General features: G+C 62.2%; 18 protein-coding genes. 8 read left to right on the top strand and 10 right to left on the bottom strand.

Features of this window, described 5'->3' with window-relative positions; translation table 11 throughout:
- Window positions 1–64 precede the first annotated feature (64 nt).
- Window positions 65–883, bottom strand: a complete 819-nt coding sequence (locus ACIOMR_RS15175; RefSeq protein WP_401194995.1) for a shikimate 5-dehydrogenase — start codon at window positions 881–883, stop codon at window positions 65–67.
- Window positions 884–1,124: 241 nt separating this feature from the next.
- Here ACIOMR_RS15175 and ACIOMR_RS15170 point away from each other — a divergent pair, with 241 nt between their 5' ends.
- From ACIOMR_RS15170 to ACIOMR_RS15160, 3 genes are all read left to right on the top strand, one after another.
- Complete coding sequence (locus ACIOMR_RS15170; RefSeq protein WP_008435927.1) at window positions 1,125–1,478, top strand: hypothetical protein; 354 nt, start codon at window positions 1,125–1,127, stop codon at window positions 1,476–1,478.
- 232 nt (window positions 1,479–1,710) lie between these two features.
- Window positions 1,711–1,905 carry a hypothetical protein gene (locus tag ACIOMR_RS15165; protein ID WP_003211226.1) on the top strand — a complete coding sequence of 65 codons (195 nt, stop codon included), beginning with the start codon at window positions 1,711–1,713 and terminating at the stop codon, window positions 1,903–1,905.
- A 103-nt stretch (window positions 1,906–2,008) separates the two neighbouring features.
- Window positions 2,009–2,188, top strand: a complete 180-nt coding sequence (locus tag ACIOMR_RS15160; RefSeq protein WP_003211225.1) for a hypothetical protein — start codon at window positions 2,009–2,011, stop codon at window positions 2,186–2,188.
- Here the strand turns inward: ACIOMR_RS15160 and ACIOMR_RS15155 are convergent.
- Window positions 2,185–3,246, bottom strand: a complete 1,062-nt coding sequence (locus tag ACIOMR_RS15155; RefSeq protein ID WP_401194990.1) for an AI-2E family transporter — start codon at window positions 3,244–3,246, stop codon at window positions 2,185–2,187. The two genes, ACIOMR_RS15160 and ACIOMR_RS15155, sit on opposite strands and share 4 nt — an antisense overlap.
- A 149-nt stretch (window positions 3,247–3,395) precedes the next feature.
- On the opposite strand from ACIOMR_RS15155, the gene yegQ reads away from it, so the two are divergent.
- The 4 genes from yegQ (at window position 3,396) to ACIOMR_RS15135 (ending at window position 10,373) form a co-directional block, all read left to right on the top strand.
- Window positions 3,396–4,715 carry a tRNA 5-hydroxyuridine modification protein YegQ gene (yegQ, locus tag ACIOMR_RS15150; protein ID WP_177123082.1) on the top strand — a complete coding sequence of 440 codons (1,320 nt, stop codon included), beginning with the start codon at window positions 3,396–3,398 and terminating at the stop codon, window positions 4,713–4,715.
- A gap of 191 nt (window positions 4,716–4,906) precedes the next feature.
- A complete protein-coding gene (locus ACIOMR_RS15145) occupies window positions 4,907–6,148 on the top strand; it encodes an exonuclease SbcCD subunit D C-terminal domain-containing protein (protein ID WP_177055134.1) in 1,242 nt (413 codons plus the stop codon).
- Window positions 6,145–9,783, top strand: coding sequence for an AAA family ATPase (locus tag ACIOMR_RS15140; protein WP_401194986.1), 3,639 nt, complete (start codon window positions 6,145–6,147; stop codon window positions 9,781–9,783). The genes ACIOMR_RS15145 and ACIOMR_RS15140 overlap by 4 nt, the downstream gene beginning before the upstream one ends.
- Window positions 9,780–10,373: a glutathione S-transferase gene (locus ACIOMR_RS15135; protein WP_401194983.1), complete on the top strand. Its 594-nt coding sequence runs from the start codon at window positions 9,780–9,782 to the stop codon at window positions 10,371–10,373. The genes ACIOMR_RS15140 and ACIOMR_RS15135 overlap by 4 nt, the downstream gene beginning before the upstream one ends.
- A gap of 131 nt (window positions 10,374–10,504) precedes the next feature.
- Here ACIOMR_RS15135 and ACIOMR_RS15130 read toward each other — a convergent pair whose 3' ends face one another.
- From ACIOMR_RS15130 to ACIOMR_RS15110, 5 genes are all read right to left on the bottom strand, one after another.
- Window positions 10,505–10,684 carry a hypothetical protein gene (locus ACIOMR_RS15130; protein ID WP_003211212.1) on the bottom strand — a complete coding sequence of 60 codons (180 nt, stop codon included), beginning with the start codon at window positions 10,682–10,684 and terminating at the stop codon, window positions 10,505–10,507.
- A gap of 156 nt (window positions 10,685–10,840) precedes the next feature.
- On the bottom strand, window positions 10,841–12,016 hold the full coding sequence (locus tag ACIOMR_RS15125; protein WP_401194981.1) for a lactonase family protein: 1,176 nt from the start codon (window positions 12,014–12,016) through the stop codon (window positions 10,841–10,843).
- On the bottom strand, window positions 12,003–12,299 hold the full coding sequence (locus tag ACIOMR_RS15120) for a DUF5629 family protein (RefSeq protein WP_177055131.1): 297 nt from the start codon (window positions 12,297–12,299) through the stop codon (window positions 12,003–12,005). Before ACIOMR_RS15120 ends, ACIOMR_RS15125 begins: the two co-directional genes overlap by 14 nt.
- A gap of 118 nt (window positions 12,300–12,417) precedes the next feature.
- On the bottom strand, window positions 12,418–14,793 hold the full coding sequence (locus ACIOMR_RS15115) for an RND family transporter (RefSeq protein WP_401194978.1): 2,376 nt from the start codon (window positions 14,791–14,793) through the stop codon (window positions 12,418–12,420).
- Window positions 14,794–14,808: 15 nt separating this feature from the next.
- Window positions 14,809–15,849, bottom strand: coding sequence for a YCF48-related protein (locus ACIOMR_RS15110; RefSeq protein ID WP_008435949.1), 1,041 nt, complete (start codon window positions 15,847–15,849; stop codon window positions 14,809–14,811).
- A gap of 428 nt (window positions 15,850–16,277) precedes the next feature.
- Between ACIOMR_RS15110 and ACIOMR_RS15105 the strand changes: the two genes are divergently transcribed.
- Window positions 16,278–17,393 carry a Gfo/Idh/MocA family protein gene (locus tag ACIOMR_RS15105; RefSeq protein ID WP_087694111.1) on the top strand — a complete coding sequence of 372 codons (1,116 nt, stop codon included), beginning with the start codon at window positions 16,278–16,280 and terminating at the stop codon, window positions 17,391–17,393.
- Between the two features lie 102 nt (window positions 17,394–17,495).
- On the opposite strand, the gene ACIOMR_RS15100 is transcribed toward ACIOMR_RS15105, so the two are convergent.
- Genes ACIOMR_RS15100 through ACIOMR_RS15090 form a run of 3 tightly spaced genes read right to left on the bottom strand, consistent with a single transcriptional unit; the run spans window position 17,496 to window position 23,108 of the window.
- Window positions 17,496–20,609 (bottom strand): efflux RND transporter permease subunit, encoded by a 3,114-nt coding sequence (locus ACIOMR_RS15100; protein ID WP_401194975.1) that lies wholly within the window; start codon window positions 20,607–20,609, stop codon window positions 17,496–17,498.
- Window positions 20,606–21,877: an efflux RND transporter periplasmic adaptor subunit gene (locus tag ACIOMR_RS15095; protein WP_401194972.1), complete on the bottom strand. Its 1,272-nt coding sequence runs from the start codon at window positions 21,875–21,877 to the stop codon at window positions 20,606–20,608. The genes ACIOMR_RS15100 and ACIOMR_RS15095 overlap by 4 nt, the downstream gene beginning before the upstream one ends.
- Window positions 21,870–23,108 (bottom strand): TolC family protein, encoded by a 1,239-nt coding sequence (locus ACIOMR_RS15090; RefSeq protein WP_401194969.1) that lies wholly within the window; start codon window positions 23,106–23,108, stop codon window positions 21,870–21,872. Before ACIOMR_RS15090 ends, ACIOMR_RS15095 begins: the two co-directional genes overlap by 8 nt.
- Window positions 23,109–23,204 lie beyond the last annotated feature (96 nt).

Genomic DNA, 23,204 nt, shown 5'->3' with positions numbered 1-23,204 from the left:
CTCCCTCGCCACAAAAGCTCACCCTCCACAGCAAGCTCACTCTCCACACCGCCAGCGGTGATGCTCAGCTCCGGGCAAATGCCACCGCCGCCTGAAACTGTTCATCCGTCGGCCGCACGCCGGTGTACAGCACGAACTGCTCCAACGCCTGGATGGCGATCACTTCCAAACCGGTGATCACTCGTTTGCCCTGGGCCCGTCCACGCAGGATCAGTGGGGTTTCCGAGGGAATCGCCACCACATCGAAGACCGTCTCGGCCGCATCAACCGCGTCAGCTTCAAACGCCAACTGATCCGCTTCCGCCCCTCCGGTCATGCCAATCGGCGTCACGTTGACCAGCATCTGCGGGCGCAAGGCACCCAACTGCGCCTGCCACTCATACCCCAGGCTCTGGGCCAGCGCCCGGCCCGCTTCTTCATTGCGCGCCACGATCACGCCCTTGGCGTAGCCGCCATCGCGCAAGGCACTGGCCACCGCCTTGGCCATGCCGCCGCTGCCGCGCAGGGCGAAGGTCGAGTCCTTGGGCACCTGGTGCTTGTGCAGCAGTTGCTCGATGGCGATGTAATCGGTGTTGTAGGCCTTCAAATGCCCGTTGGTGTTGACGATGGTATTGATTGACGCAATGGCCCGCGCCGAATCGTCCAGCTCATCCACCAGGGCAATACAGGCTTCCTTGAACGGCATCGACACGCCACAACCCCGAATGCCCAAGGCCCGAATGCCACCGACGGCGCCCGGCAGGTCCTGGCTACTGAAGGCCTTGTAGTAGAAATTCAACCCCAACTGCTCGTACAGGTGGTTATGAAAGCGCAGGCCAAAGTTCCCGGGGCGCGCCGACAGTGACATGCACAGTTGGGTGTCCTTGTTGGGGTTCATCTGCATCGGTAACTCCTTGAAGCCATTCCAGAGGCGGTTTCGGATAGACGGAATACCCGCGCCGGCGGGTTGTCATGGATCATACGCACTGTGCCCGGCCACTTGTGTAAGCCAACCGATACAGACCTTACACAACCTTTACCTATCGGCTGTGCTGTTTTTTAGAAATACGCTGTCTTAAAAGTATCCCCGCGACAATCCTTGAGTCGATTGATTGCAGACCATGAGCGCAGGGGCTAACCGAGGAATGACCATGATTCGTAAACTCCCCAAGATCGCCTTGCTGATCGGCGCACTCGCTATGGCAGGACAGGCCTCCGCCCACGGTGGTGGTTGGGGTGCTCCGCTCGCACTGGGAGCCGTTGTTGGTGCAGTGGTAGGCGGCTCGATCGTCGCCAGCCAATCGCGGCCGGTCTACGTGCAACAACCGGTGTATGTCCAGCCGCAGCCGGTGTATGCCGCTCCGCCGCCGGTCTACTACGCACCGCCACCGCCTGTGTATGTGCAACAACAGGTTTATTACCGCCCGGCGCCGGTCTACTACGGCCCACCGCGCGGCTACTACGGCCCTCCACACGGCTATTACGGTCGCGGCTGGTAAGCCTCAACTGATACACCTGAACAGGCTCCGCCCTAAAAGCGGGGCCTTTTTTTGGCCTGCAGGTCTGAATAAATCTCGCCAAGGTCGTTATAAGGACAATGGCTGTGGCCAAATCCCACATCATTGATCTCAATAGGCGCTTGCCCGAACGGGGCCTGCGCTGTCATGTTTGTGTCTCAAAAGGCTTCCACTATCAACACTGTCCGACCAATAACAACAAGGACGATTGCCCATGCCCACGCAAAACCCACATCGCACCGCCGGCCTCTGCACCTCGAGCAAGGTCTATAGCGTACTGACGGAGCTCAAGGCCCTGGAAGGCCATCGCAACGCCAAGTTCCTGTCCTTGCTGACGGAAAACCTGGTGCGCAAGGGCCTGCTCAGTGAACAGGAAGTGGTGCATATGCTCGACCAGGTGGTCGACTGACTGAGGGTCGCTCGATAACAGTGATGTCGACTATCGAGCAGGTTGATTTTCCCTGAAGGCCTACGCACCGTAATGTCACCTCCATAGCGTATCGGAGGTCATCATGCCCACTATTCAAATCATGTCTGTCATCGGCAGTGCCGTTCCCGCCTCTCTCCGGGAGCTGGGTCTACTCGCCTGCTGGTACCTGGTACGCGATGGCGAAGCCATCAGCGGCCCACTCACTTCATTACCGGCCGCCCAGGCCCTGTCGGTCAAAATGGCGCATTGCTTTCATGCCTAAGGCAGTTGCACCCGCGGTTTGGTTTCCACAAACAGCGCCCAGCTGGACATGAACAACGCAGCAATCAGTGGCCCGATGACAAAGCCGTTCAAGCCAAAGATCGACAGGCCACCCAAGGTTGAGATAAGGATCAGGTAATCCGGCATGCGGGTGTCCTTGCCCACCAGGATGGGCCTCAGCACATTGTCCACCAGCCCGATCACAAATACCCCGAACAACCCGAGCACCACGCCCTGCCAGATCGCCCCGCTCAGCAGGAAATATGCCGCCACCGGGCCCCACACAATCCCCGCGCCCACCGCCGGCAGCAGCGACAGAAAAGCCATCAACACCGCCCAGAGCAACGCGCTGGGAATGTCCAGGAACCAAAAGATCAAGCCACCCAACGCGCCTTGCGTGACCGCTACCAGCACGTTGCCTTTCACCGTGGCACGCACCACCCGGTTGAACTTCAATTGCAGGCGACGCTTCTGCGGTTCGGCCAGCGGCACCGCGGTGCGCACCTTGCGCACCAGCTCGGGGCCATCGCGCAGCAGGAAGTACAGCAAGTACAGCATGATGAAAAAACTCACCAGGAAATCAAACGTGCCCTGGCCGAAGCTGAACGCCTGGGTCGCAAAAAACTGGCTGCCCTGCATCGCACTCTTGACGATCTTCTCCCGCAGGCCTTCCAGGTTGCCCATGCCGAAGCGGTCCAGCAGATGCTGGAAATACGGTGGCAGGAAGTTCTTGAACTGCTCGATATACCCGGCAACGTCGAGCTTGCCGCTCTCGACGTTCTTGTAAAGCGTCGCGCCTTCCTGCACCAGCAAGGCACTGGTGATGATCACCGGCAAAATCGCAATTATCAGGCACACCGTCAGGGTTGCCAGGGATGTCAGGTTGCGGTTCCAGCCAAAACGTTGCTGGAAGCGCCGTTGCATCGGCGCAAAGATGATCCCCAGGATCACCGCCCAGAACACCGCGCCGTAGAACGGCAGCAAAATCCAGATAAACGCGATGGTCACCAGGGCGAGCAGTAACAGCAGGGTTTTGAATTGCAGGTTGGTTTGGTTCATGTTCGGTCCATGTCTAAAACACCAGGCGCTCATGTGCGCCTTGATGTTTAGTCCACTGCAAATCCCGCGAGTGCCCTACTTATTAGACCTGGATCAATAAACTGCGCACCCGGCCCGGCTACCCTGCCGCCCTTTTGCGACCCGAACCCATGCCTCCCGTTATCGCCCCCGAACTGCTCGCCCCCGCCGGCACCCTGAAAAACATGCGTTATGCCTTTGCCTACGGTGCCGATGCCGTCTACGCCGGGCAACCGCGCTACAGCCTGCGGGTGCGCAATAACGAGTTCGACCACGCCAACCTCGCCCTCGGCATCCAGGAAGCCCAGGCCCAGGGCAAGCGGTTCTATGTGGTGGTCAACATAGCGCCTCACAACGCCAAGCTGAAAACCTTCCTCAAGGACCTTGCCCCGGTGATCGCCATGGGCCCGGATGCGCTGATCATGTCCGACCCGGGCCTGATCATGCTGGTGCGCCGGCACTTCCCGCACATGCCGATCCACCTGTCGGTGCAGGCCAATACGGTGAACTGGGCCAGCGTCGAATTCTGGCAGGCGCAGGGCATCTGCCGGATCATCCTGTCCCGGGAGTTGTCACTGGAGGAAATCGACGAGATTCGCCAGCAAGTCCCCGCCATGGAGCTGGAAGTGTTTGTGCACGGTGCGCTGTGCATGGCCTATTCCGGGCGCTGCCTGCTGTCGGGCTACATGAACAAGCGGGATGCCAACCAGGGCACCTGCACCAACGCCTGCCGCTGGAAATACCGGGCGACGCCTGCGGTGGAAAACGCCGCCGGCGACATCGTGCAGCACTATGCGCCCGAGCCGACCCTGGGCCTCGGTGCGCCCACCGACCAGGTGTTCCTGCTGCAGGAGGCCAATCGCCCCGACGAACAGATGCCCGCCTTCGAAGATGAACACGGCACCTACATCATGAACGCCAAGGACCTGCGGGCGGTGCAGCACGTCGACCGGCTGACGCGCATGGGCGTGCACTCGTTGAAGATCGAAGGCCGCACCAAATCCCACTTTTACTGCGCCCGCACCACCCAGGTATATCGCCAGGCGATTGATGACGCGGTGGCCGGGCGCGACTTTGACCGGGGCTTGATGACCAACCTCGAATCCCTGGCCCAGCGCGGCTACACCGAGGGTTTCCTGCGCCGGCACGTGCACGATGAGTATCAGAACTATCAGAACGGCAGCTCGGTGTCCGAACGCCAGCAGTTCGTCGGCGAACTGACCGGTGAACGGCGCGGCGAACTGGCCGAGGTCAAGGTCAAGAACCGTTTTGCCGTGGGCAATCACCTGGAACTGATGACCCCGGCGGGGAATTTCCACTTTGACCTGGGCTCATTGCACAACGCCAAGGGCGAGGCCATCGCGGTGGCGCCGGGTGACGGGCATACGGTGTATTTGCCGATCCCGGCGGAGATGGACCTGCGTTTCGGCCTTTTGATGCGCGACGTTTAACTTCGCCAGACACCTCAATGAGTGCGAGACAGCTTGCTGTGGTGAGGGAGCTTGCTCCCTCACCACAGCAAGCTCCCCCACCACAAAAAGCAGGGCGTACGCGCACTAGGTTCATTTGCAAAGTAGAATTGGCGGTTCTGCGTACCGCCACCTTGTCTTGAGCGGTCACCCTCTTTTTTACGGAGATCGCCTTGCGTCTGTTTCATACCTCCGACTGGCACCTTGGGCAAAACCTGCACGGCCAGGAACGCGACTTCGAACACGCCTGCTTCCTCGACTGGCTGCTGGGCCAGTTGGGCCTGCATCGCCCTGACGTGCTGTTGATCGCCGGCGATATTTTCGACACGGTCAACCCGCCACTCAAGGCCCAGGAGCGGCTGTACGACTTCATCATCAGCGCCCATGAGCAAAACCCTGCACTGACCATCGTGATGATCGCCGGCAACCACGACTCCGGCTCGCGCATCGAACTGCCGGCGCCGTTGATGCGCCGCCTGCGCACCCACGCCCTGGGCCGGGTGCTGTGGCTGGATGACGGACAACTGGATGTCGAACGCCTGCTGATTCCATTGCCCGGTGCCGACGGTGAAATTGCCGGCTGGTGCCTGGCATTGCCGTTCCTGCGCCCGGCCGAAGTGACCGGCGCCCAACTGGGGGACGATTACCTGCGGGGCATCGGCCAGGTTCACGAGTGGCTGATTGCTGCCGCCAATGCCAAGCGCCAGCCGGGCCAGGCACTGGTTGCCATCAGCCATGCGCACATGGCCGGCGGCTCGGTGTCGGAAGACTCCGAGCGCAGCCTGATCATCGGCAATGCCGAAGCGCTGCCGGCGAGCCTGTTCGATGCCAGCGTCAGCTATGTGGCCCTCGGCCATTTGCATAAACCCCAGCGGGTGAATGGCGAGGAGCGGATTCGCTACTGCGGCTCACCGATTCCGCTGTCATTCTCGGAAATCGGCTACCAGCACCAGATCCTCGACGTGCAGCTGGACGGCGAAACCCTGGTCAGCGTCGAATCCCGGCTGATCCCGCGCTCGGTCAACCTGCAACGCCTGGAAGCCGCGCCCCTGGCCGACATCCTCAAGCAACTGGCCGACCTGCCCGACATCGACCTGCTGGCCGAAACCCAGCGCCAACCGTGGCTGGAAGTGCGGGTGCGCCTCGACGAACCGCAACCCGACCTGCGCCAGCAGGTGGAAAACGCCCTGCAAGGCAAGGCCGTGCGCCTGGTGCGCATCGCCGCTGAATACGCAGGCAACGGAGGCCGTGAAGACAGCCAGGAAGACCGCCTGATCGAACTCGACCAACTCACGCCCCAGGAATTGTTCAGCCGCGCCTGGCAGGAAAGCTACGGCAGTGAAGTGGACGAACAGACCCTGAAGGACTTCGCCGTGCTGCTCCAGGAAGTACAACAGGAGGGCGAACAGCCATGAAGATCCTCGCCATTCGCCTGAAAAACCTCGCCTCTTTGGCGGGTCCGTTTGAAATCGACTTTACCGCCGAGCCCCTGGCCAGCGCCGGGCTGTTCGCGATTACCGGGCCCACCGGCGCCGGCAAAAGTACCTTGCTCGATGCGCTGTGCCTGGCGCTGTTTGGCGCCGTGCCGCGCCTGGGCGATACCGGCCAGGCAAAAATGCCGGATGCCGACACCGATATTTCCATCGGTGACCCACGCACCCTGATTCGCCGGGGCACTGGCGGCGGTTATGCCGAAGTGGATTTTGTCGGCGTCAGTGACCGTCGCTACCGCGCCCGCTGGGAAGCCAACCGCGCCCGGGACAAGGCCAGCGGCAAGCTGCAAGCCAGCCGGCAAAGCCTGATCGACCTGGACAGCGAGCAGCTGCTGGCCAGCCAGAAAACCGAATACAAGACCCAGCTGGAATTGGCCCTGGGCCTGAACTTCGAGCAGTTCACCCGCGCGGTGTTGCTCGCGCAAAGTGAGTTCAGCGCGTTCCTCAAGGCCAACGACAACGAGCGCAGCGAACTGCTGGAAAAGCTCACCGACACTGCGCTCTACACCCAACTCGGTCGCCGCGCCTTCGACAAGGCCAAGGACGCCCGGGACGCCCACAAACACCTGCAGGACCAGGCTACCGGCGTCACCCCGCTGGCCCCCGAGGCCCGCGCCGAACTCGACGAACAGCTGGCCGCCGCACAGCAACAGCTCAAGACCCAGCAGGCGCAACTCAAGCAACTCGAGTTGCAGCACACCTGGCTGAAGGAACTGCGGGAATGGCAGGAGCGCCAACAAGGCGCGGTCGAGCAACTGCAACAGGCCCAGCAACACTGGGCAAGCCAGGGCCCGCAGCGCCTGGACCTCAGCCGCCTGGAACAACTGGCGCCGCAACGTCACCACTTCGCCCGCCAGGCCGAACTGACCACGCAGCTGCAGCCCCTTGCCGCGCAGATCCAGCAGCACCTTGAGCAACAAACCGCGCTGCACACCCGCCAGACTCAACTGCAACAGCAACAGGCCGACGTGCAAGCCGCCCTCGCCCAGGCCCTCAAGCAGCAAGCCGACGCTGTGCCCTTGCTGCGCCAGGCCTTCGAGGAGCAAACCACCCTCGCCCACTTGACCCGTGAGCTGGCCAAACGCAGCGAAGAGAAACAGCTGGGTGAAGCTGCCTGCGTGGAAGGCCAGGCGACGTTGACCGGCTTGCTCGACAAGCAGAAAGTTGTCGCCGAGCGCCTGCACCGGCTCGCCGCAGAGCTTGAACGCAGCGCCGCCCTCGCGCCGTTGAGTGAGGCCTGGAGCGCCTACCGCGACCGCTTGCAACAGCTGATGCTGATCGGCAATCGCCTCAATAAAGGCCAGGCCGAACTGCCACAACTGGAAGAGCGCGCCACCCGTCTCGGTGAAAAATGGACCGAGCAACGCGAAGCCCTTGACCTGCTGTACCACGAAGCCGGCGCCGAACCCCATGCAGTGGCCGAACAGATCCAGTTGCTCGGCAGCCTGCTCCAGGACAACCGCAAGCAACATCGCGCGTTTGAGGACCTGGCGCGGCTGTGGAACAGCCATCAGCAACTCGACAGCCAGAGCCAGGCCCTGACGCAAAAGCAGACCCTCGCCCAGCAACAACGCGAACTGTTGAACCAGAGCGGCTTGCAGGCCAAGGCCGAGTTGGCCGTCGCCGAACAGACCCTGACCGTCACCAAGCAACTGCTGGAGCGCCAGCGCCTGGCCCGCAGTGCCAGCGTCGAAGAGTTGCGCGGCCAGCTGCAGGATGAGCAGCCGTGCCCGGTGTGCGGCAGTGTCGAGCACCCGTATCACCAGCCCGAAGCCATGCTGCAAAGCCTGACCCGCCACGACGAAAGCGAAGAAGCCAACGCGCAGCAAGCCGTGGATGTGCTCAAGGAAAAACTCACTGACCTGCGTGGCGAAGTGGGCGGCCTGATCGCCCAGCAAAAGGAATTCCTGCAACAACAGGAGCAACTCGCCAGCCAGTTGCAGGCCTTGCTGCCAAGCCTTGAAGCCCATCCGCTGTCGGCCTCGCTGTTCAACCAGGACGCGGCCAAGCGCGACGCCTGGCTCGCCCAGCAACTGAGCCAGCTCAGCCAGAGCCTCACCCAGGACGAGCAACGCCAGGGCGCCCTGCTCAACCTGCAACAGAACGCCGGGCGTTTGCAGCAACAACTGCAAGCCGCTCAGGACGCCAGCCAACAGGCGCGCCAGTTACTGATCGACCAGCAACGGGAACTGTCCAACGACCGCGAACGCCTGGACGAAGAACTCAACGCCTTCGCCAGCCTGCTGCCCACCGAGACCCTCGAAGGCCTGCGCAGCGAGCCGGCGGCGACCTTCATGTTGCTCGACCAGCAGGTCAGCCAGCGCCTGGAACAGCTCGACAACCAAAAGGAAGAATTGGCCGAGCAGCTGCAGCGCCAGCAAGCCATCGAGAAAGAGCAGGACCGCCAGCAACATCGCCAGCAGCAGCTGGAGACTTTGCACAAACAGCTCGCCGAACAGAGCGCCCTGCAACACGCCGCCGAGGAAAAGCTCGCCGGTCTGCTGGGCGAAAGCCCCAGCGCCGAGCACTGGCAACAGCAGCTGGACCAGGCCGTCGAGCAGGCTCGCCAGCATGAGAGCGAGGCCAACCAGCAGTTGCAGGACACCCGCAACCAGTTGATCCAACTGGCCGCCGACCTCAAATCGCTGCAAGAACGCCAACAGTCCCTGGAAACCGAACACGCGGCCCTCACTACGCGCCTGAGCGACTGGCGCGCGTTGCACCCGGAACTCGATGACGAAGGCCTGGCGCGCCTGGTGGCCTTCGATGAGCCGCAGGTGGCCGAGCTACGCCAGCAACTGCAACACAGCGAAAAAGCCATCGAGCAGGCCAAGGTGTTGCTGCAAGAGCGCGAACAGCGGCTCAAGGATCACCAGGCGCTGCACAACGGCAACCTCGACGCCGAGCAACTGGACAGCGCCCTGGCCGAACTCAATGCCGCGCTGATCATTGGCGAAAAACACTGCGCCGAACTGCGCGCCCAACAGGCCGACGACCAGCGCCGCCAGGATGCCAACCAGGCCTTGGCGGCCGAGATCGCCAAGGCCTACGACGAATGGCAACGCTGGGCACGCCTGAACGCGCTGATCGGTTCGGCCACCGGCGATACCTTCCGCAAGATCGCCCAGGCCTACAACCTCGACCTGCTGGTGCACCACGCCAACGTCCAACTGCGCCAACTGGTGCGCCGCTACCGCCTCAAGCGCGGCGGCAGCATGCTCGGCCTGCTGGTACTCGACACGGAGATGGGCGACGAACTGCGTTCGGTGCACTCGTTGTCCGGCGGCGAGACGTTCCTGGTGTCGCTGGCGCTGGCCTTGGGCCTGGCGTCGATGGCGTCGAGCACGTTGAAGATCGAGTCGCTGTTTATCGACGAAGGCTTCGGCAGTCTCGACCCCGAGTCGCTGCAACTGGCGATGGACGCCCTCGACGGCTTGCAGGCCCAGGGCCGCAAGGTCGCGGTGATTTCCCATGTGCAGGAAATGCACGAGCGGATTCCGGTGCAGATTCAGGTCAAGCGCCAGGGCAATGGCTTGAGCACCCTGGAGGTCAAGTGAGCGAGGCCGTGTTGTATTCGTTCCGCCGTTGCCCCTATGCAATGCGGGCGCGGATGGCCCTGCGGTATTCAGGGCTGGCGGTGCAGATCATCGAGGTCAGCCTCAAGGCCAAGCCGGCTGAGATGCTCGCGTTGTCACCCAAAGGCACGGTGCCGGTGCTGAGCGTGGATGGCCGGGTGATCGATGAAAGCCTGGCGATCATGCGCTGGGCACTGGCACAGAACGATCCTGAGGGTTGGTTGCTTGGGGATGATCGGGCGACGCAGGCGCTGATTGAAGAGAATGATCAGGGCTTCAAACATCAATTGAATCGATACAAGTATGCCGAGCGCCATCCGGAGTATCCGATGGAGCATTATCGGGCCGAGGGTGAGGTGTTTTTGATGAAGCTGGAGGGGTTGCTGGCGGAGCGGGAGTATTTGCTGGCCGGGCATTTGAGCCTGGCGGATGTGGCACTTGCGCCGTTTGTGCGGCAGTTTGCCCATGTGGATCGGGAGTGGTTTGGCCAGGCGCCCTATCCGCGATTGCAGGGCTGGTTGCAGCGCTTCCTGGAATCGCCGTTGTTCATCGCCGTGATGGCAAAAACCTGAGACTGTCGCAGGACAAAATGTGGGAGCGGGCTTGCTCGCGAAGGCGGTGTATCAGTCAGCCCATGTATAGACTGACCCGGCGCTTTCGCGAGCAAGCCCGCTCCCACATTTGATCTTCATCAGCTTCAAGATCAGTTCTGGATTTTGTGGTCCAGCGCTGCGTAGAAGTTGGCGCTTTGTTGCAGGTATTTCTGGGTGTAGGCGCTGGTGCTGGTTTTTTTGCTGCTGATTTCAACACTGGCGCTGGCTGGCAACGCTACGGTGGCGGAAACAGCGGAAGCGGCGATGATCGAGAAAAGATTGAAGTTCATGTCGGTAACCCTTGTGTTCGGTTGGCTTGGTGGCCTGTGTTGGCCTTGGAACCAAACTTACGCCCGAGGGGTTAGCCTTAGAAATTCATTGAAACACTAGCCGCTATTAATAGTATTAATACAACAAGTCAGGCCCCGCACTGCGGGGCCTGTGGCTTATTGCCGCACCAGGAACTTGAGGTCGCTGGGGGCATCAATCGCCAGTTTCTGCACGGTTTTGCCCAAAAGACCGGTCTTGGGATCGCGCTCGACGACCACAATCTCGTTGCTCTTCTGGTTGGCGATCAGCAGGAACTTGCCGCTGGGGTCCAGGGCGAACTCCCGGGGATGGTCACCTTCCACCGATCGGCGCTGGATCTCTTTGAGCTGCGCAGTGGCCGGGTCGATGGCAAACACCAGCATCTGGTTGGCGGTGCCACGGTTGCTCACGTAGAGGAACTTGCCGTCGCTTGAGGTGTGCAGTGCAGCACCGGCCTTGTCGGACACCGGCTGGCCATCCGCGAAGTTGACCAGTTGCTTCTGGGTCAGCTTGCCATCGTTGTAGTCGAACACCGCCACTTGCGCGCTCATCTCGGTGGTCAGCCACGCGTGCTTGCCGTCTGCGGTGAACAGCAGGTGCCGCGGGCCGCTGCCCGGTGGCAATTGCACAAACGCAGGGGCCGCCGGGGTCAGCGGCAGTTCATGGTTGGCCTTGGGGTCGTAGTGGTAGGCAAAGATCTTGTCCGCCCCCAGGTCCTGGACAAACACGTATTTGCCGTCCGGCGAAGACACTACCGAATGCACGTGGTTGGACGCCTGACGCTCCGGGTTGACCCGGCTGGCCGGGTGCCCGCTCAACTGCACCGGCGGCGACAGCTTGCCCTGGGCATCTACCGGCAACACCGCGAGGCTTCCTCCCGGATCTTCCAGCACCGAATAGTTGGCCACGAACAGATAGCGCCCATCACTGGCCAGGCTGGAATGGGTCGGCTCGTTGCCCAGGCTCTGCACCTGGTTGATCAGGGTCAGTTGATGGTTCTTCGGGTCGATGCTGTAGCTGCTGACGCGCCCCACCGGGTCTTTTTGGCCCGGGCCGTTTTCGTTTACCACAAACAGGTGCTTCTGGTCCTTGGACAGGGTCAGCCACGACGGGTTGGCCGCCTTGGCGGCGAGCACCGGCTGGCCGTTGAACTGCCCGGTACGGCTGTCGAACTGCAAGCGGTAGATACCTTCACTGGTGCCGGCGGTGTAGCTGCCCACCAGCAACTCATAGGTGTCCACCGGCGCAGCCTGGACCGACATTGCGCCTACGCTGCCGGCCATCAGCAGGGGCCAGAATTTACGCATCATCATCCGCTTCATCCTCGTCATTATTGTTGCCGGTGACGCCGCTCATGCAGACCAGGCGGTGTTCGCCCGAGTCACCGGTAAGGGTCCAGCTTTGCAGGGTTTGATCAAAGGTCGCCGCCTTGACTTGCTCCAGGGTGAAACTCCAGCGCTTCTCGGCGCGACCGTCCATGCAGATGATCGATAACGTCTGGTCATCCAGGCTGAAATCGAAGCTGTGCAGGCCATCGATTTCGACCATCTGGCAGTCTTCAAAAGCGTCGGGCAAGGTAGCGGTGTCGGCAGTCATAACCATCAATCATCAAGAGGAAAGACCTCATGATAGGTCAAATCGTTGCATCGGCCTAAGCCCGCGCAATGCAAAACGCCGTGGCACAGGCCACGGCGTTTTGGCAAACAGCGTTGGATCAGTGGGCGAACAGCGAATTGCCCTTCTGCCCCGCCAGCTTCTCGGGCTTGATCAGGAAGCGTGCCAGCGCCGGCAGCAGCCACAACGCGCCGAACATGTTCCACAGCAGCATGAAGGTCAGCATCAGCCCCATGTCGGCCTGGAACTTGATGGCCGAGAAGATCCAGGTGCATACGCCGATTGCCAGGCACAGGCCGGTGAACAGCACGGCTTTACCGGTGGACTTGAGCGTCTGGTAATAGGCTTCCTGCAACGGCAGGCCGGCCCGCAGGAAACTCTCCAGGCGGCTGTAGATGTAGATGCCGTAGTCCACGCCGATCCCCACCCCCAGCGCCACCACCGGCAAGGTCGCGACCTTGACACCGATGCCCATGAACGCCATCAGCGCGTTGCCCAGCACCGAGGTCAGCACCAGCGGCAGCACGATGCACAGGGTCGCCGCCCACGAGCGGAAGGTGATCATGCACATGGTGGCCACGCACAGGTACACCAGGATCAGGATGGTCAGCTCGGACTCCTTGATCACCTCGTTGGTGGCCGCCTCGATCCCGGCGTTACCGGCGGCGAGGATGAATTCCAGGCCGTCCTTGTTGTTCTCCTTGGCGAAGTCCTGCACCGCATGCACCGCGCGGTCGAGGGTTTCGGCCTTGTGGTCGTTGAGGAACACCAGCACCGGCGCCAGCGAACAGTTGTTGTTATACAGGCCATCGGCACGGGCAATGGAGTTGTTCAGCACGTCCGGGTTGCGCGACAGGGTTTCCCATTTCAGGTTGCCCTCGTTCATGCCCTTGATCATCTGTTTGGACACGGTCACCAGCGAGATGGCCGACTGCACGCCTTCGGTGTTCTGCATCTTCCACATCAACTGGTCGATGGGCGCCATGGCTTCATACCGCGAGCAGCCTTCGGGCGGAGTCTTGACCATCACCACCAGCACGTCGGAGCTGGTGGAGTAGTTGTTGATGATGAAATTGTTGTCCTTGTTGTAGCGCGAGTCCGGGCGCAGTTCCGGTGCACCCTGATCGAGGTCACCGATCTTCAGGTTCTGGCTGTACCAGAGGCCGCCACCAAAGGCGATCAGCGCCAGGGCAATCGACACCGGCGCGACCCTAGGGCTGGCGAACTTCGACAGCAGGCGCCAGAACGGGTGTTCGCGGTGCGCATCCTTCTTGCTCTTGGCGATGGCGCGTTTGCTGATGCCGACATAGGAGATCGCCACCGGCAGCAGGATCAGGTTGGTGAACACGATGACCGCCACCCCCACCGAAGCACCGATTGCCAGCTCGCGGATCACGCCGATATCGATGATCAACAGGGTGATAAAACCGACCGCATCGGCGAGGATCGCGATCATGCCCGGCAGGAACAGCTGGCGGAAGGTACGCCGGGCCGCGGTCAGGGCGTTGTCGGCATCACTGGATTGCAGGGCGATGCCGTTGATCTTCTGTACGCCGTGGGAAATACCGATGGCGAAGATCAGGAACGGCACGAGCATCGAGTAGGGATCCAGCCCGAAACCCAGGGCATGCATCAGCCCGAGCTGCCAGATCACCGCCACCAGCGTGGTGCTCAACACCGCGACGGTACTGCGCAGGCAGTTGGTGAACCACAGCAGCAGCACCAGGGTGATGACGAAGGCGATACCGAAGAACATCACCACCATCACCAGGCCGTCGATCAGGTCGCCGACCTTCTTGGCGAAACCGACAATGTGGATCTTGACGTTGGGGTTCTGCGCTTCGAACTTGTCGCGGATCTTGTCTTCGAGCTCATGGGAGAACTTGCGGTAGTCCAGGGCCAGCAGCTTGCCCTGGTCCTGTGGGTCCGGATAGGACTCCAGCAGCGGAATGTCGACGATGCTCGACTTGAAATCGTTGGCCACCAACCGCCCGACCTGCCCGGACTTCAGCACGTTGTTGCGCAACTGGTCGAGGCTTTCCGGCGAGCCGTTGTAGCTCTGCGGGATCACTTCACCGCCGGCAAAGCCTTCTTCGGTAACTTCGGTCCAGCGCACGCTGGGGCTCCACAGGGACTTGAGGCCGGAGCGGTCGACGCCGGAGATGTAGAACACCTCATCGTTGATCTGGCGCAGGGTCTCCATGTACTCCTTCGTGAAGATGTCACCGTCCTTGGCCTCCACCGAAATGCGCACCGTGTTGCCCAGGTTCGCCAGGTCGTTGCGGTGCTCCATCATCCTCTCGATGAAGGGGTGCTGGAGGGGGATCATTTTTTCGAAGCTGGTGGACGGGCGAATCAACGTCGCCTGCCAGAACAGGAAAATACTCACCAGCAGGCAGATCGTGATGACTGCCGGGCGGTTATTGAAAATCAGGCGCTCGAGAAACGTGGCCTTGTCGTTGTGATGACTGCTCATTGTGTCCCCGCCTTCTTATTGTTTTGTCGGCTCGGCGCCGGTTGGACTGGCCACGCGAACGCCGCCCTGCCCCGCCAGAATCAAGTTGCCGTTGCCCGCCGCGGTGACCGCCGACAGCGAAATGCGGTCCGGGCGATTGAATACGCTGAAGGTCAGGCCGTCGTCGTGGCTGACCACCACGCTGCCACCGTTGCCCACCACCACGATGGAACCGTCGTCCAGCAGGGTCGCCCCCGACAAACCGAATTCCAGCGCGCCACGAGTGGCGTTCAGCTCCACCGGCTCCCAGGTGCTGCCAAAATCCGTGGAGCGGAACAGGTTGCCACGCAGGCCGTAGGCCAACAGCGTCTGCGCCTGGGCGGTGCCGATCACGCCGAACAGCGAGCCCTCGTAGGGGCCTTCGAGTTTTTCCCAGGTCTGCCCCTCGTCATGGGAGCGGAACATGCTGCCCTGCTCACCGACGATAAACAGCCCGGCGTCTTTCACCTGGGCGATGGCGTTGAGGTGGTATTGGTCTTCGTTGTCGAGGCGGTCGCTGACGTCGTCCCAGGTCTTGCCCCCGTCGGTGGTTTCGATCAGCGCACCGTAGGCACCCACGGCAAAGCCGTTGCTGGCATCCTTGAACCAGACGTCGAGCAGCGGTGCTTCGCGCTTGAGGTCCTGGAATTGTTGGGTCCAGGTCACGCCGCCGTCGGTGGTGGCGAGGATCTGTGCGTCATGGCCCACCGCCCAGCCGTGTTGGTCGTCGGCGAAAAACACGGCGGTCAGCAGTTGCCGGGTGGGGACTTTGGCTTGGGTCCAGGTGACACCCTGGTCGTCGGAATAGAGGATGTGCCCGCGATCACCGACCGCGACCAGGCGCTTGCCTGCGTGGACCACGTCGATCATCAGGCTTTTGGCGGCCTTGGGGGAGTCAATGGCGAACACCGCGGCGGCGGTGGTTTCTGTGGCGGCATGGGCCGGTGTCGACAACGCGACAACCCCCAGCAACGAGAGCGCTGTGGCCAGCAATGCGACCCTGCGCGTGGCCTTCGGGCGGAAAAACACCACACCCATGACAGGCTCACTCATAGACCTTTCTCCCATTTATTATTGTTAGGTCGTCTTGCCGTGGGGAGCCCTGAAACCTGCAATCTAGAGCGCCTTGGGCAAGCTGGGCCATCCTAGCGGGCTTTGGAATCGTCTGACAATCGGCGCTACGTTATGTTTTGTTAACTGGAGGGGTTTGGGTCGGTGCTGAATGTAGTGCTATCAGCGGCGGTGATCCGTGGAGGGGGGCTGTTGGGGTGAGGGGGCTTGCTTCCGCTGGAGTGCGCAGCGCTCCTACGCTTTTTGGGGCCGCTGCGCAGCCCAGCGGGAGCAAGCTCCCTCGCCACGGGATGAATGGAGAGCCCTGGAATGAATTTTTATTCTATGTGTTGAGTTTTGGGAATATTTATTCCATAAATAGGCTCCTCAATACAATAATTCGAAGGAACCCGGCTATGCGCGAACTCGGAATCGGCCTGATTGGTACAGGCTTTATGGGGCGTGCCCACGCCTTGGCGTTCAATAACGCGCGGGCGGTGTTCGAGCTGCCGGTGAAGCTCACGCTGGCCGCCCTGGCCGATGCCGATACCGAGCGCGCAATACGCTGCGCCAATGACTGGGGGTTTGCCCAGGCCCATGGCGACTGGCAGCAGTTGATTGACGATCCCAAGGTGGATGTTGTCGCCATCACTACTCCCAACCATTTGCACTACCCCATGGCCATGGCTGCACTGGCGGCAGGCAAGGCGGTGTATTGCGAGAAGCCGCTGGCGGTGAGCCTGGAGCAGGCGGCCGCGATGCGTGATGCGGCGAGCAAGGCCGGGGTGGTGACGCGGGTGGGTTACAACTATCAGCACAACCCGATGATTGGTTTGGCCCGGCAGTTGATCGCCCGCGGTGAGTTGGGCGAGATCATCAGTTTTCAGGGGGAGTTCAGCGAGGATTTCATGGCGGATTCGGCGTCGCCGTGGTCGTGGCGCTGTGAGGTGGGACATGCCGGCGGTGCGTTGGCGGATCTGGGCAGCCATTTACTGTCCATGGCGCGCTATTTGGTGGGGGATGTGGTGAGTGTGTGTGCCGATACGCAAACGGTGCACGGGCAGCGGCCTGCCACCGCCGGGAGTGAGACGCTGCGGGAGATTGCGGTGGATGACCAGGTGCATGCGTTGTTGCGGTTTGCCAATGGGGCACGGGGGACGGTGAGCAGTAGCTGGCTGAAGCATGGGTATAAGAATCACCTGAGCTTTGAGATCAGTGGCACCCGAGGCACGTTGTTGTTTGATCAGGAACGGCTGAATGAATTGCAGCTGTTTCGGGTTGGGCAGGAGGGGTTTCAGCGGGTGTTGGCGGGGCCTTCGTTGCCAGGGTATGCGGCGTTCAGTCCGGCGCCGGGGCATCAGTTGGGGTACAACGAGTTGAAGACGCTGGAGGTGCATGAGTTGGTGATGGCGTTGGCCGGCAAGGGCAGTGACGGGACGGATTTTGCGGCGGCTTGGGAGATTGAGCGGTTGGCCACGGCGATTCGGGTGGCGGCCAAGGAGGAGCGGTGGGTCAGGCTGAATGAGGTCTAAATGTGGGAGCGGGCTTGCTCGCGAACGCGGTGGGTCAGCCACGGCATCTGGCGACTGACACACCGCTTTCGCGAGCAAGCCCGCTCCCACATTTGATTGTCGTTAGCTTTTGGATTTGCGCATTAGCCTATATGCCGCCGGGATGACGAAGAGGGAGAGCAAGGGCGCTGTGAGCATGCCGCCAATCATGGGCGCGGCAATCCGGCTCATGACTTCGCTGCCGGTGCCGCCGCCTAAAAGGATCGGCAGCAAGCCGGCGATGATTACGGCCACAGTCATCGCCTTGGGCCGCACGCGTAATACGGCACCTTCGGTGATGGCTTCCAGCAAGGCCTGGTCCCCTCCTCCCTGGCGTTCGGCCCAGGCGTTTTTCAAATACAGCAGCATGATCACGCCGAACTCCGCCGACACCCCCGCCAACGCGATAAATCCAACACCAGTCGCCACCGACAGGTTGAAGCCCAGCCAGTACAGCAACCACACCCCACCCGTCAGCGCGAACGGCAACGTGGCGAGGATCAGCAGCGCCTCATCCACCCGCCGGAACGTCAGGTACAGCAGCACGAAGATGATCAGCAAGGTCGCCGGCACCACCAGTTTCAGGCGCGCATTGGCCCGCTCCAGGAACTCGAACTGCCCCGAGTAGCTGAGGCTCATGCCCGGTTGCAGTTGCACGTTCTGGTTGATCGCCTCGCGCAAGTCCTTCACCACCGACGCCAGGTCGCGATCACGCACGTCGATGTACACCCAGCCGGAAGGCCGGGCGTTTTCGCTCTTGAGCATCGGCGGGCCTTCGCTGACCTTGATCCTGGCCACGGTGCCCAGGGTGATCTGGCTGCCCGACGGGGTATAGATCGGCAGGTTGCTCAACGCGCTCACCGAGTCGCGCCATTCTTTCGGGTAGCGCAGGTTGATGGGAAACCGCGCCAAGCCTTCGACGGTCTCGCCGATGTTTTCCCCGCCAATCGCCCCGGAGACAATGGACTGCACATCGGTGATGCTCAGGCCATAACGCGCGGCGGCCGGGCGGTCGATATCCACGTCGATGTAGCGCCCGCCCGTCAGGCGTTCCGCCAGCGCCGAGCTGACGCCGGGCACCGTCTTGGCGACCTTTTCCACGGCCTGGGTCACGGCGTCGATGTCCATCAGGCTGGAACCCGCGACCTTCACGCCGATCGGGCTTTTGACCCCGGTGGCGAGCATGTCGATACGGTTGCGGATCGGCGGAATCCAGATGTTGGTCAGCCCCGGCACCTGCACCACCCGGTCGAGTTCCTTCACCAGTTTTTCCGGGGTCATGCCCGGCCGCCATTGGTCTCGCGGCTTGAACTCGATGGTGGTTTCGAACATTTCCAGCGGCGCCGGGTCGGTGGCGGTTTCGGCGCGGCCGGCCTTGCCGAACACGTGGGCGACTTCCGGCACGCTCTTGATCAAGCGGTCTGTACGTTGCAGCAATGCGCCGGCAGTTTGCGTCGACAAACCAGGCAACGCCGACGGCATATACAACAGGTCACCCTCATCCAGCGGCGGCAGGAATTCACCGCCCAGGTGCGACACTGGCCATAGCGCACTGGCGACCATCAGCAGCGCGACCAGCAAGGTCATGCGCGGCCAGCGCAGCACCGCGTCGAGGGCCGGTTGGTAGAGTTTGATCAGGCCGCGATTCAGCGGGTTGCGTTGTTCATCGGGAATACGCCCGCGAATCCAGTAGCCCATCAGCACCGGGATCAGGGTCACCGACAACCCCGCTGCAGCGGCCATGGCATAGGTCTTGGTGTAGGCCAGCGGCCCGAACAAGCGGCCTTCCTGGGCTTGCAGGGTGAACACCGGGATAAACGACAAGGTGATGATCAGCAGGCAGAAAAACAACGCCGGCCCCACCTCCACTGCCGCATCGGTGATGACCTTCCAATGCGCCTCCCCCTTCAATTCCTGGTTCGGATGCGCGTGGTGCCAGGCTTCGATTTTCTTGTGGGCATTCTCGATCATCACCACCGCGCCATCGACCATCGCGCCGATGGCAATCGCAATCCCACCCAGGGACATGATGTTCGCGTTGATGCCCTGGAAGCGCATGACGATAAAGGCAATCAACACCCCCACCGGCAACGAAATGATCGCCACCAGCGAGGAGCGCAGGTGCCACAGGAAGATCCCGCACACCAGCGCCACCACCAGGAACTCTTCGAGCAGCTTGTGGCTGAGGTTGTCCACGGCGCGATCGATGAGTTTGCTGCGATCGTAGGTGGTGACGATTTCCACCCCGGGCGGCAGGCTGGTTTGCAGTTGCTCCAGCTTGGTCTTGACCGCCGCGATGGCCTCGCGGGCGTTCTTGCCGCTGCGCAGGATCACCACGCCGCCCACCGCCTCGCCTTCGCCATCCAGTTCACTGATGCCCCGGCGCATGTCCGGGCCCAGCTGGATCGTCGCCACATCCCCAAGGGTCACCGGCACGTTGTGGGTGTCGAGCCGCAGGGGAATGCCGCGAAAGTCCTCCAGGGTTTTCAGGTAGCCGGACGCACGCACCATGTATTCCGACTCACCCATGTTCAGCACCGAACCGCCGGTTTCCTGGTTGGCCTTGCCGATGGCTTCCACCACCTGGGCCTGGGTAATGCCGCGACTGGCCAGGGCCAGCGGGTCGATCTGCACCTGGTACTGCTTGACCTGGCCGCCGATGGTCGCCACTTCGGCGACATTGGGCAGGGTCTTGAGCTCGAACTTGAGGAACCAGTCCTGCAACGAGCGCAGTTGCGCCAGGTCGTGTTTGCCGGTGCGGTCCACCAGCGCGTACTGGTAGATCCAGCCGACACCGGTGGCATCCGGGCCCAGCGCCGGCTTGGCCGACGCCGGCAAACGCGCCTGCAACTGGCTCAGGTATTCCAGCACCCGCGAGCGCGCCCAATACAGGTCGGTGCCCTCGTCGAACAGCACGTAGACGTAGCTGTCGCCGAAGAACGAAAAGCCACGCACGGTCTTCGCCCCCGGCACCGAGAGCATGGTGGTGGTCATCGGGTAAGTGACCTGGTTCTCGACAATCTGCGGGGCCTGGCCCGGGTACGGCGTGCGGATGATCACCTGCACATCCGACAGGTCCGGCAAGGCGTCCACCGGGGTGTTCTGGATCGCCCACAAACCCCAGGCCGTCACGAATAAAGTCGCCAACAACACCAAAAAGCGGTTGGCCACCGACCAGCGAATCAACAGGGCGATCATGGCCGGGCTCCCGGTTGCATGCTCATGCCGTCCATGGCCCCCTCATCTGAAAAACCGCCGGACGATTGAGTGGTAATTCCCTTCAAACTTGCTTCGGAGTCCAGCAGAAATTGACCGGAGGCCACCACCTGCTGGCCTTCCTGCAGGCCGGCGAGGATGACGGTGTTGTCCTGGTTTTCTGCACCTACCTGGACTTCTACCGGGCGATATCGCCCGCCCTCCTCGGCCACCATCACCAGCACGCGTTTGCCGGTGCGAATCAACGCCTCGCTCGGCAGCAACAGCACCGATTGGCCGCTGGATTGGGCCAGGCGCACCTGGGCGGTCATACCGGGGCGCAACATACCGTCAGGGTTGGGCAGTTCGACCCGAACCTGCACGGTGCGGCTGTCCATGGCAGTTGCCGGCAGAATCGCGGCGACGGTGCCTTTGACGACCTGTCCCGGCAACCCGACAAAACGGCTCTCGACCGTTTGCCCAACGGCCAGCGCGGCGCCCTGGGCTTCAGGCACGGCGACCTGCAGCCACACGGTGCCCAGGCCATTGACCCGCGCCAGGGTTTGGCCCGCCGCGACAGTCATGCCTTCGCGTACGTCGAGGGTTTGCAACGCGCCGCCCAGCGGGGTGGTGATGGTCATCACCGATTGCGCCCGGCCGCTGCGCTCCATCTGCGTGATCAGCCCGGCGGGCATGCCGCTCAAGCGCAGACGCTGGCGGGCGGCAGCCAACAAACCTGGATCGCTGTGTCGCAGAGCAAGGAACTCTTCCTGAGCGGCGGCCCATTCGGGCACCAGAATGTCCGCCAGAGGCGCCTGAGCCTTGAGCACATCCCCCGGCGCACGGGCGTAAACCCGCTCGACAAATCCCGCAGCGCGCGCCTGCACCACCGCCACATCGCGGTCGTTGAAGGCGAGGATTCCCGACAGCTCAAGACTTGACGCCAGCACCCCACGGCTGACGCTCGCCAGGCGCACGCCGATGTTCTGGGTCAGGCTGGGGTCGATCTGAATCGCCGTACTCTCCTCGGCGCCACCGGCGTAGCGCGGCACCAGTTGCATGTCCATGAAGGGCGACTTGCCCGGCTTGTCGAATTTTTGCTGCGGGTACATCGGGTCGTACCAGTACAGCGCCTTTTTCTCGTCCGGCGCCCGCATCGTCCCGACCATGGCCGGCTGTGCCTCGCGTGTCTGCGCCAGCCAATAGCCGCCACCCAGACCCAGCAGCAGGACGCCGCCCAACAGGGCCATATTCACGATTCGGTTATTCATTGGCGGGTTCCCCGTAAGCAAAATACAGCTGGGCGCCGGTCAGGGCGCGCTGTTCAATGGCATCAATCTGTTTGAAGCGCGCCTCGACCCACTCGCGGCGGGCGCTGACCACGCTCATCAGGTCGCCCTTGCCCGCGCGATACCCCGCCAGGCTCAGCGACACTTTCTCCTCGGCCAGCGGCACCAGGCTGTCCTGGCTGCGCTGCACGGCGCGGTCCAGGCGCTGGTAGTTGGCCAGGTCGTCTTCGAGTTCCTGGGTATGTTCACGGGTCTTGGCTTCGCGTTCGGCGTCCAGTTGGTCGAGTTCGGCCTGCTTGGCGGCGATACCGGGGTTTTGTCGGCGACCGGGGAAGATCGGCAAATCGAAGGTGAATTGCAGGCTGACCATGTCGCCGTACTCACGGCCTCGGTGCTGGTAGTCCACTTCCCAACTCCAGTCCGAGGTCTTTTGCGCCCTGGCCTCGTTCAGCCGGGCTTCGGCCTCGCGGGTGCGCGGTGCAAAGGCTTGCAGAACCGGGTGCTGGTGCAGGTTGTGGGTGAAGCCGGTGGTGTCGATTTTCCAGTTCGGCAATTGCCCGCTGGGGGCTTCGCTGGCGGCCGGGCCGATCCAGCGCTTGAGGGCCGCCCGGGCCTGGGCGCGTTGCTGGATCAGCTCATCCTCGCGCTCGGCCAGGTCAGCCGCTTCCTGCTTCGGGATCACAGCGTCGGAAGGCTGCCCGCGACCGCCGGCCAGTTGCGCACGCACGGTGTCTTGCAGCAGGCGATTCTGCTGATAGAAGTCCTTGAACAGTGCCTCTTTGCGCTCCACCGCATAAGCGCGAATCCACGCCTGGGCGGTGGCCTGACGCACATTCAAGCGCTCGATCCGGCCTTCGGCGGCAGCCGTGTCCACGCTGGCCGACGCCAACTCAACCCGTGCCTTGCGCTTGTCGCGGCTGGGCACTTGTTGCTGGATGCCGATCATTTGCTCGGTCATGTCATCGCCATACAACGTGCCGCGATTGGGCCCGCCGACGGGGAAATTTTGCAGGCCTACTACCAGTTTCGGGTCCGGCAGTTCGCCGGCCGGAATCGCCGCCTGGGTCGCGGCCTGCAATTTGGAGGATTCAGCCGTCAGCGACGGCGCGTTGTTTTGCGCCAGGCGCAAGGCCTCATCCAGGGTCAGCGCAGACGCCAGCGTCGGCCACGCCAGCACGCCCATCACCAGGGCACGCACGCATAGGAAATTCATCTTGAAGTGTCCTGTTCTGTTGCGCTGCGCACCGCTTTACGCGGCCCACAGCAAGGCCGTCCCGGTTCAGGGACGAGTCTTCAGGTGCAACAGGAT

The sequence above is a fragment of the Pseudomonas sp. NPDC087814 genome (assembly GCF_044742865.1).
In the GTDB taxonomy this organism is placed as follows: domain Bacteria; phylum Pseudomonadota; class Gammaproteobacteria; order Pseudomonadales; family Pseudomonadaceae; genus Aquipseudomonas.
The sequence above is the reverse complement of the archived record's forward strand: the minus strand, read 5'-3'. Positions and strand labels throughout refer to the sequence as shown.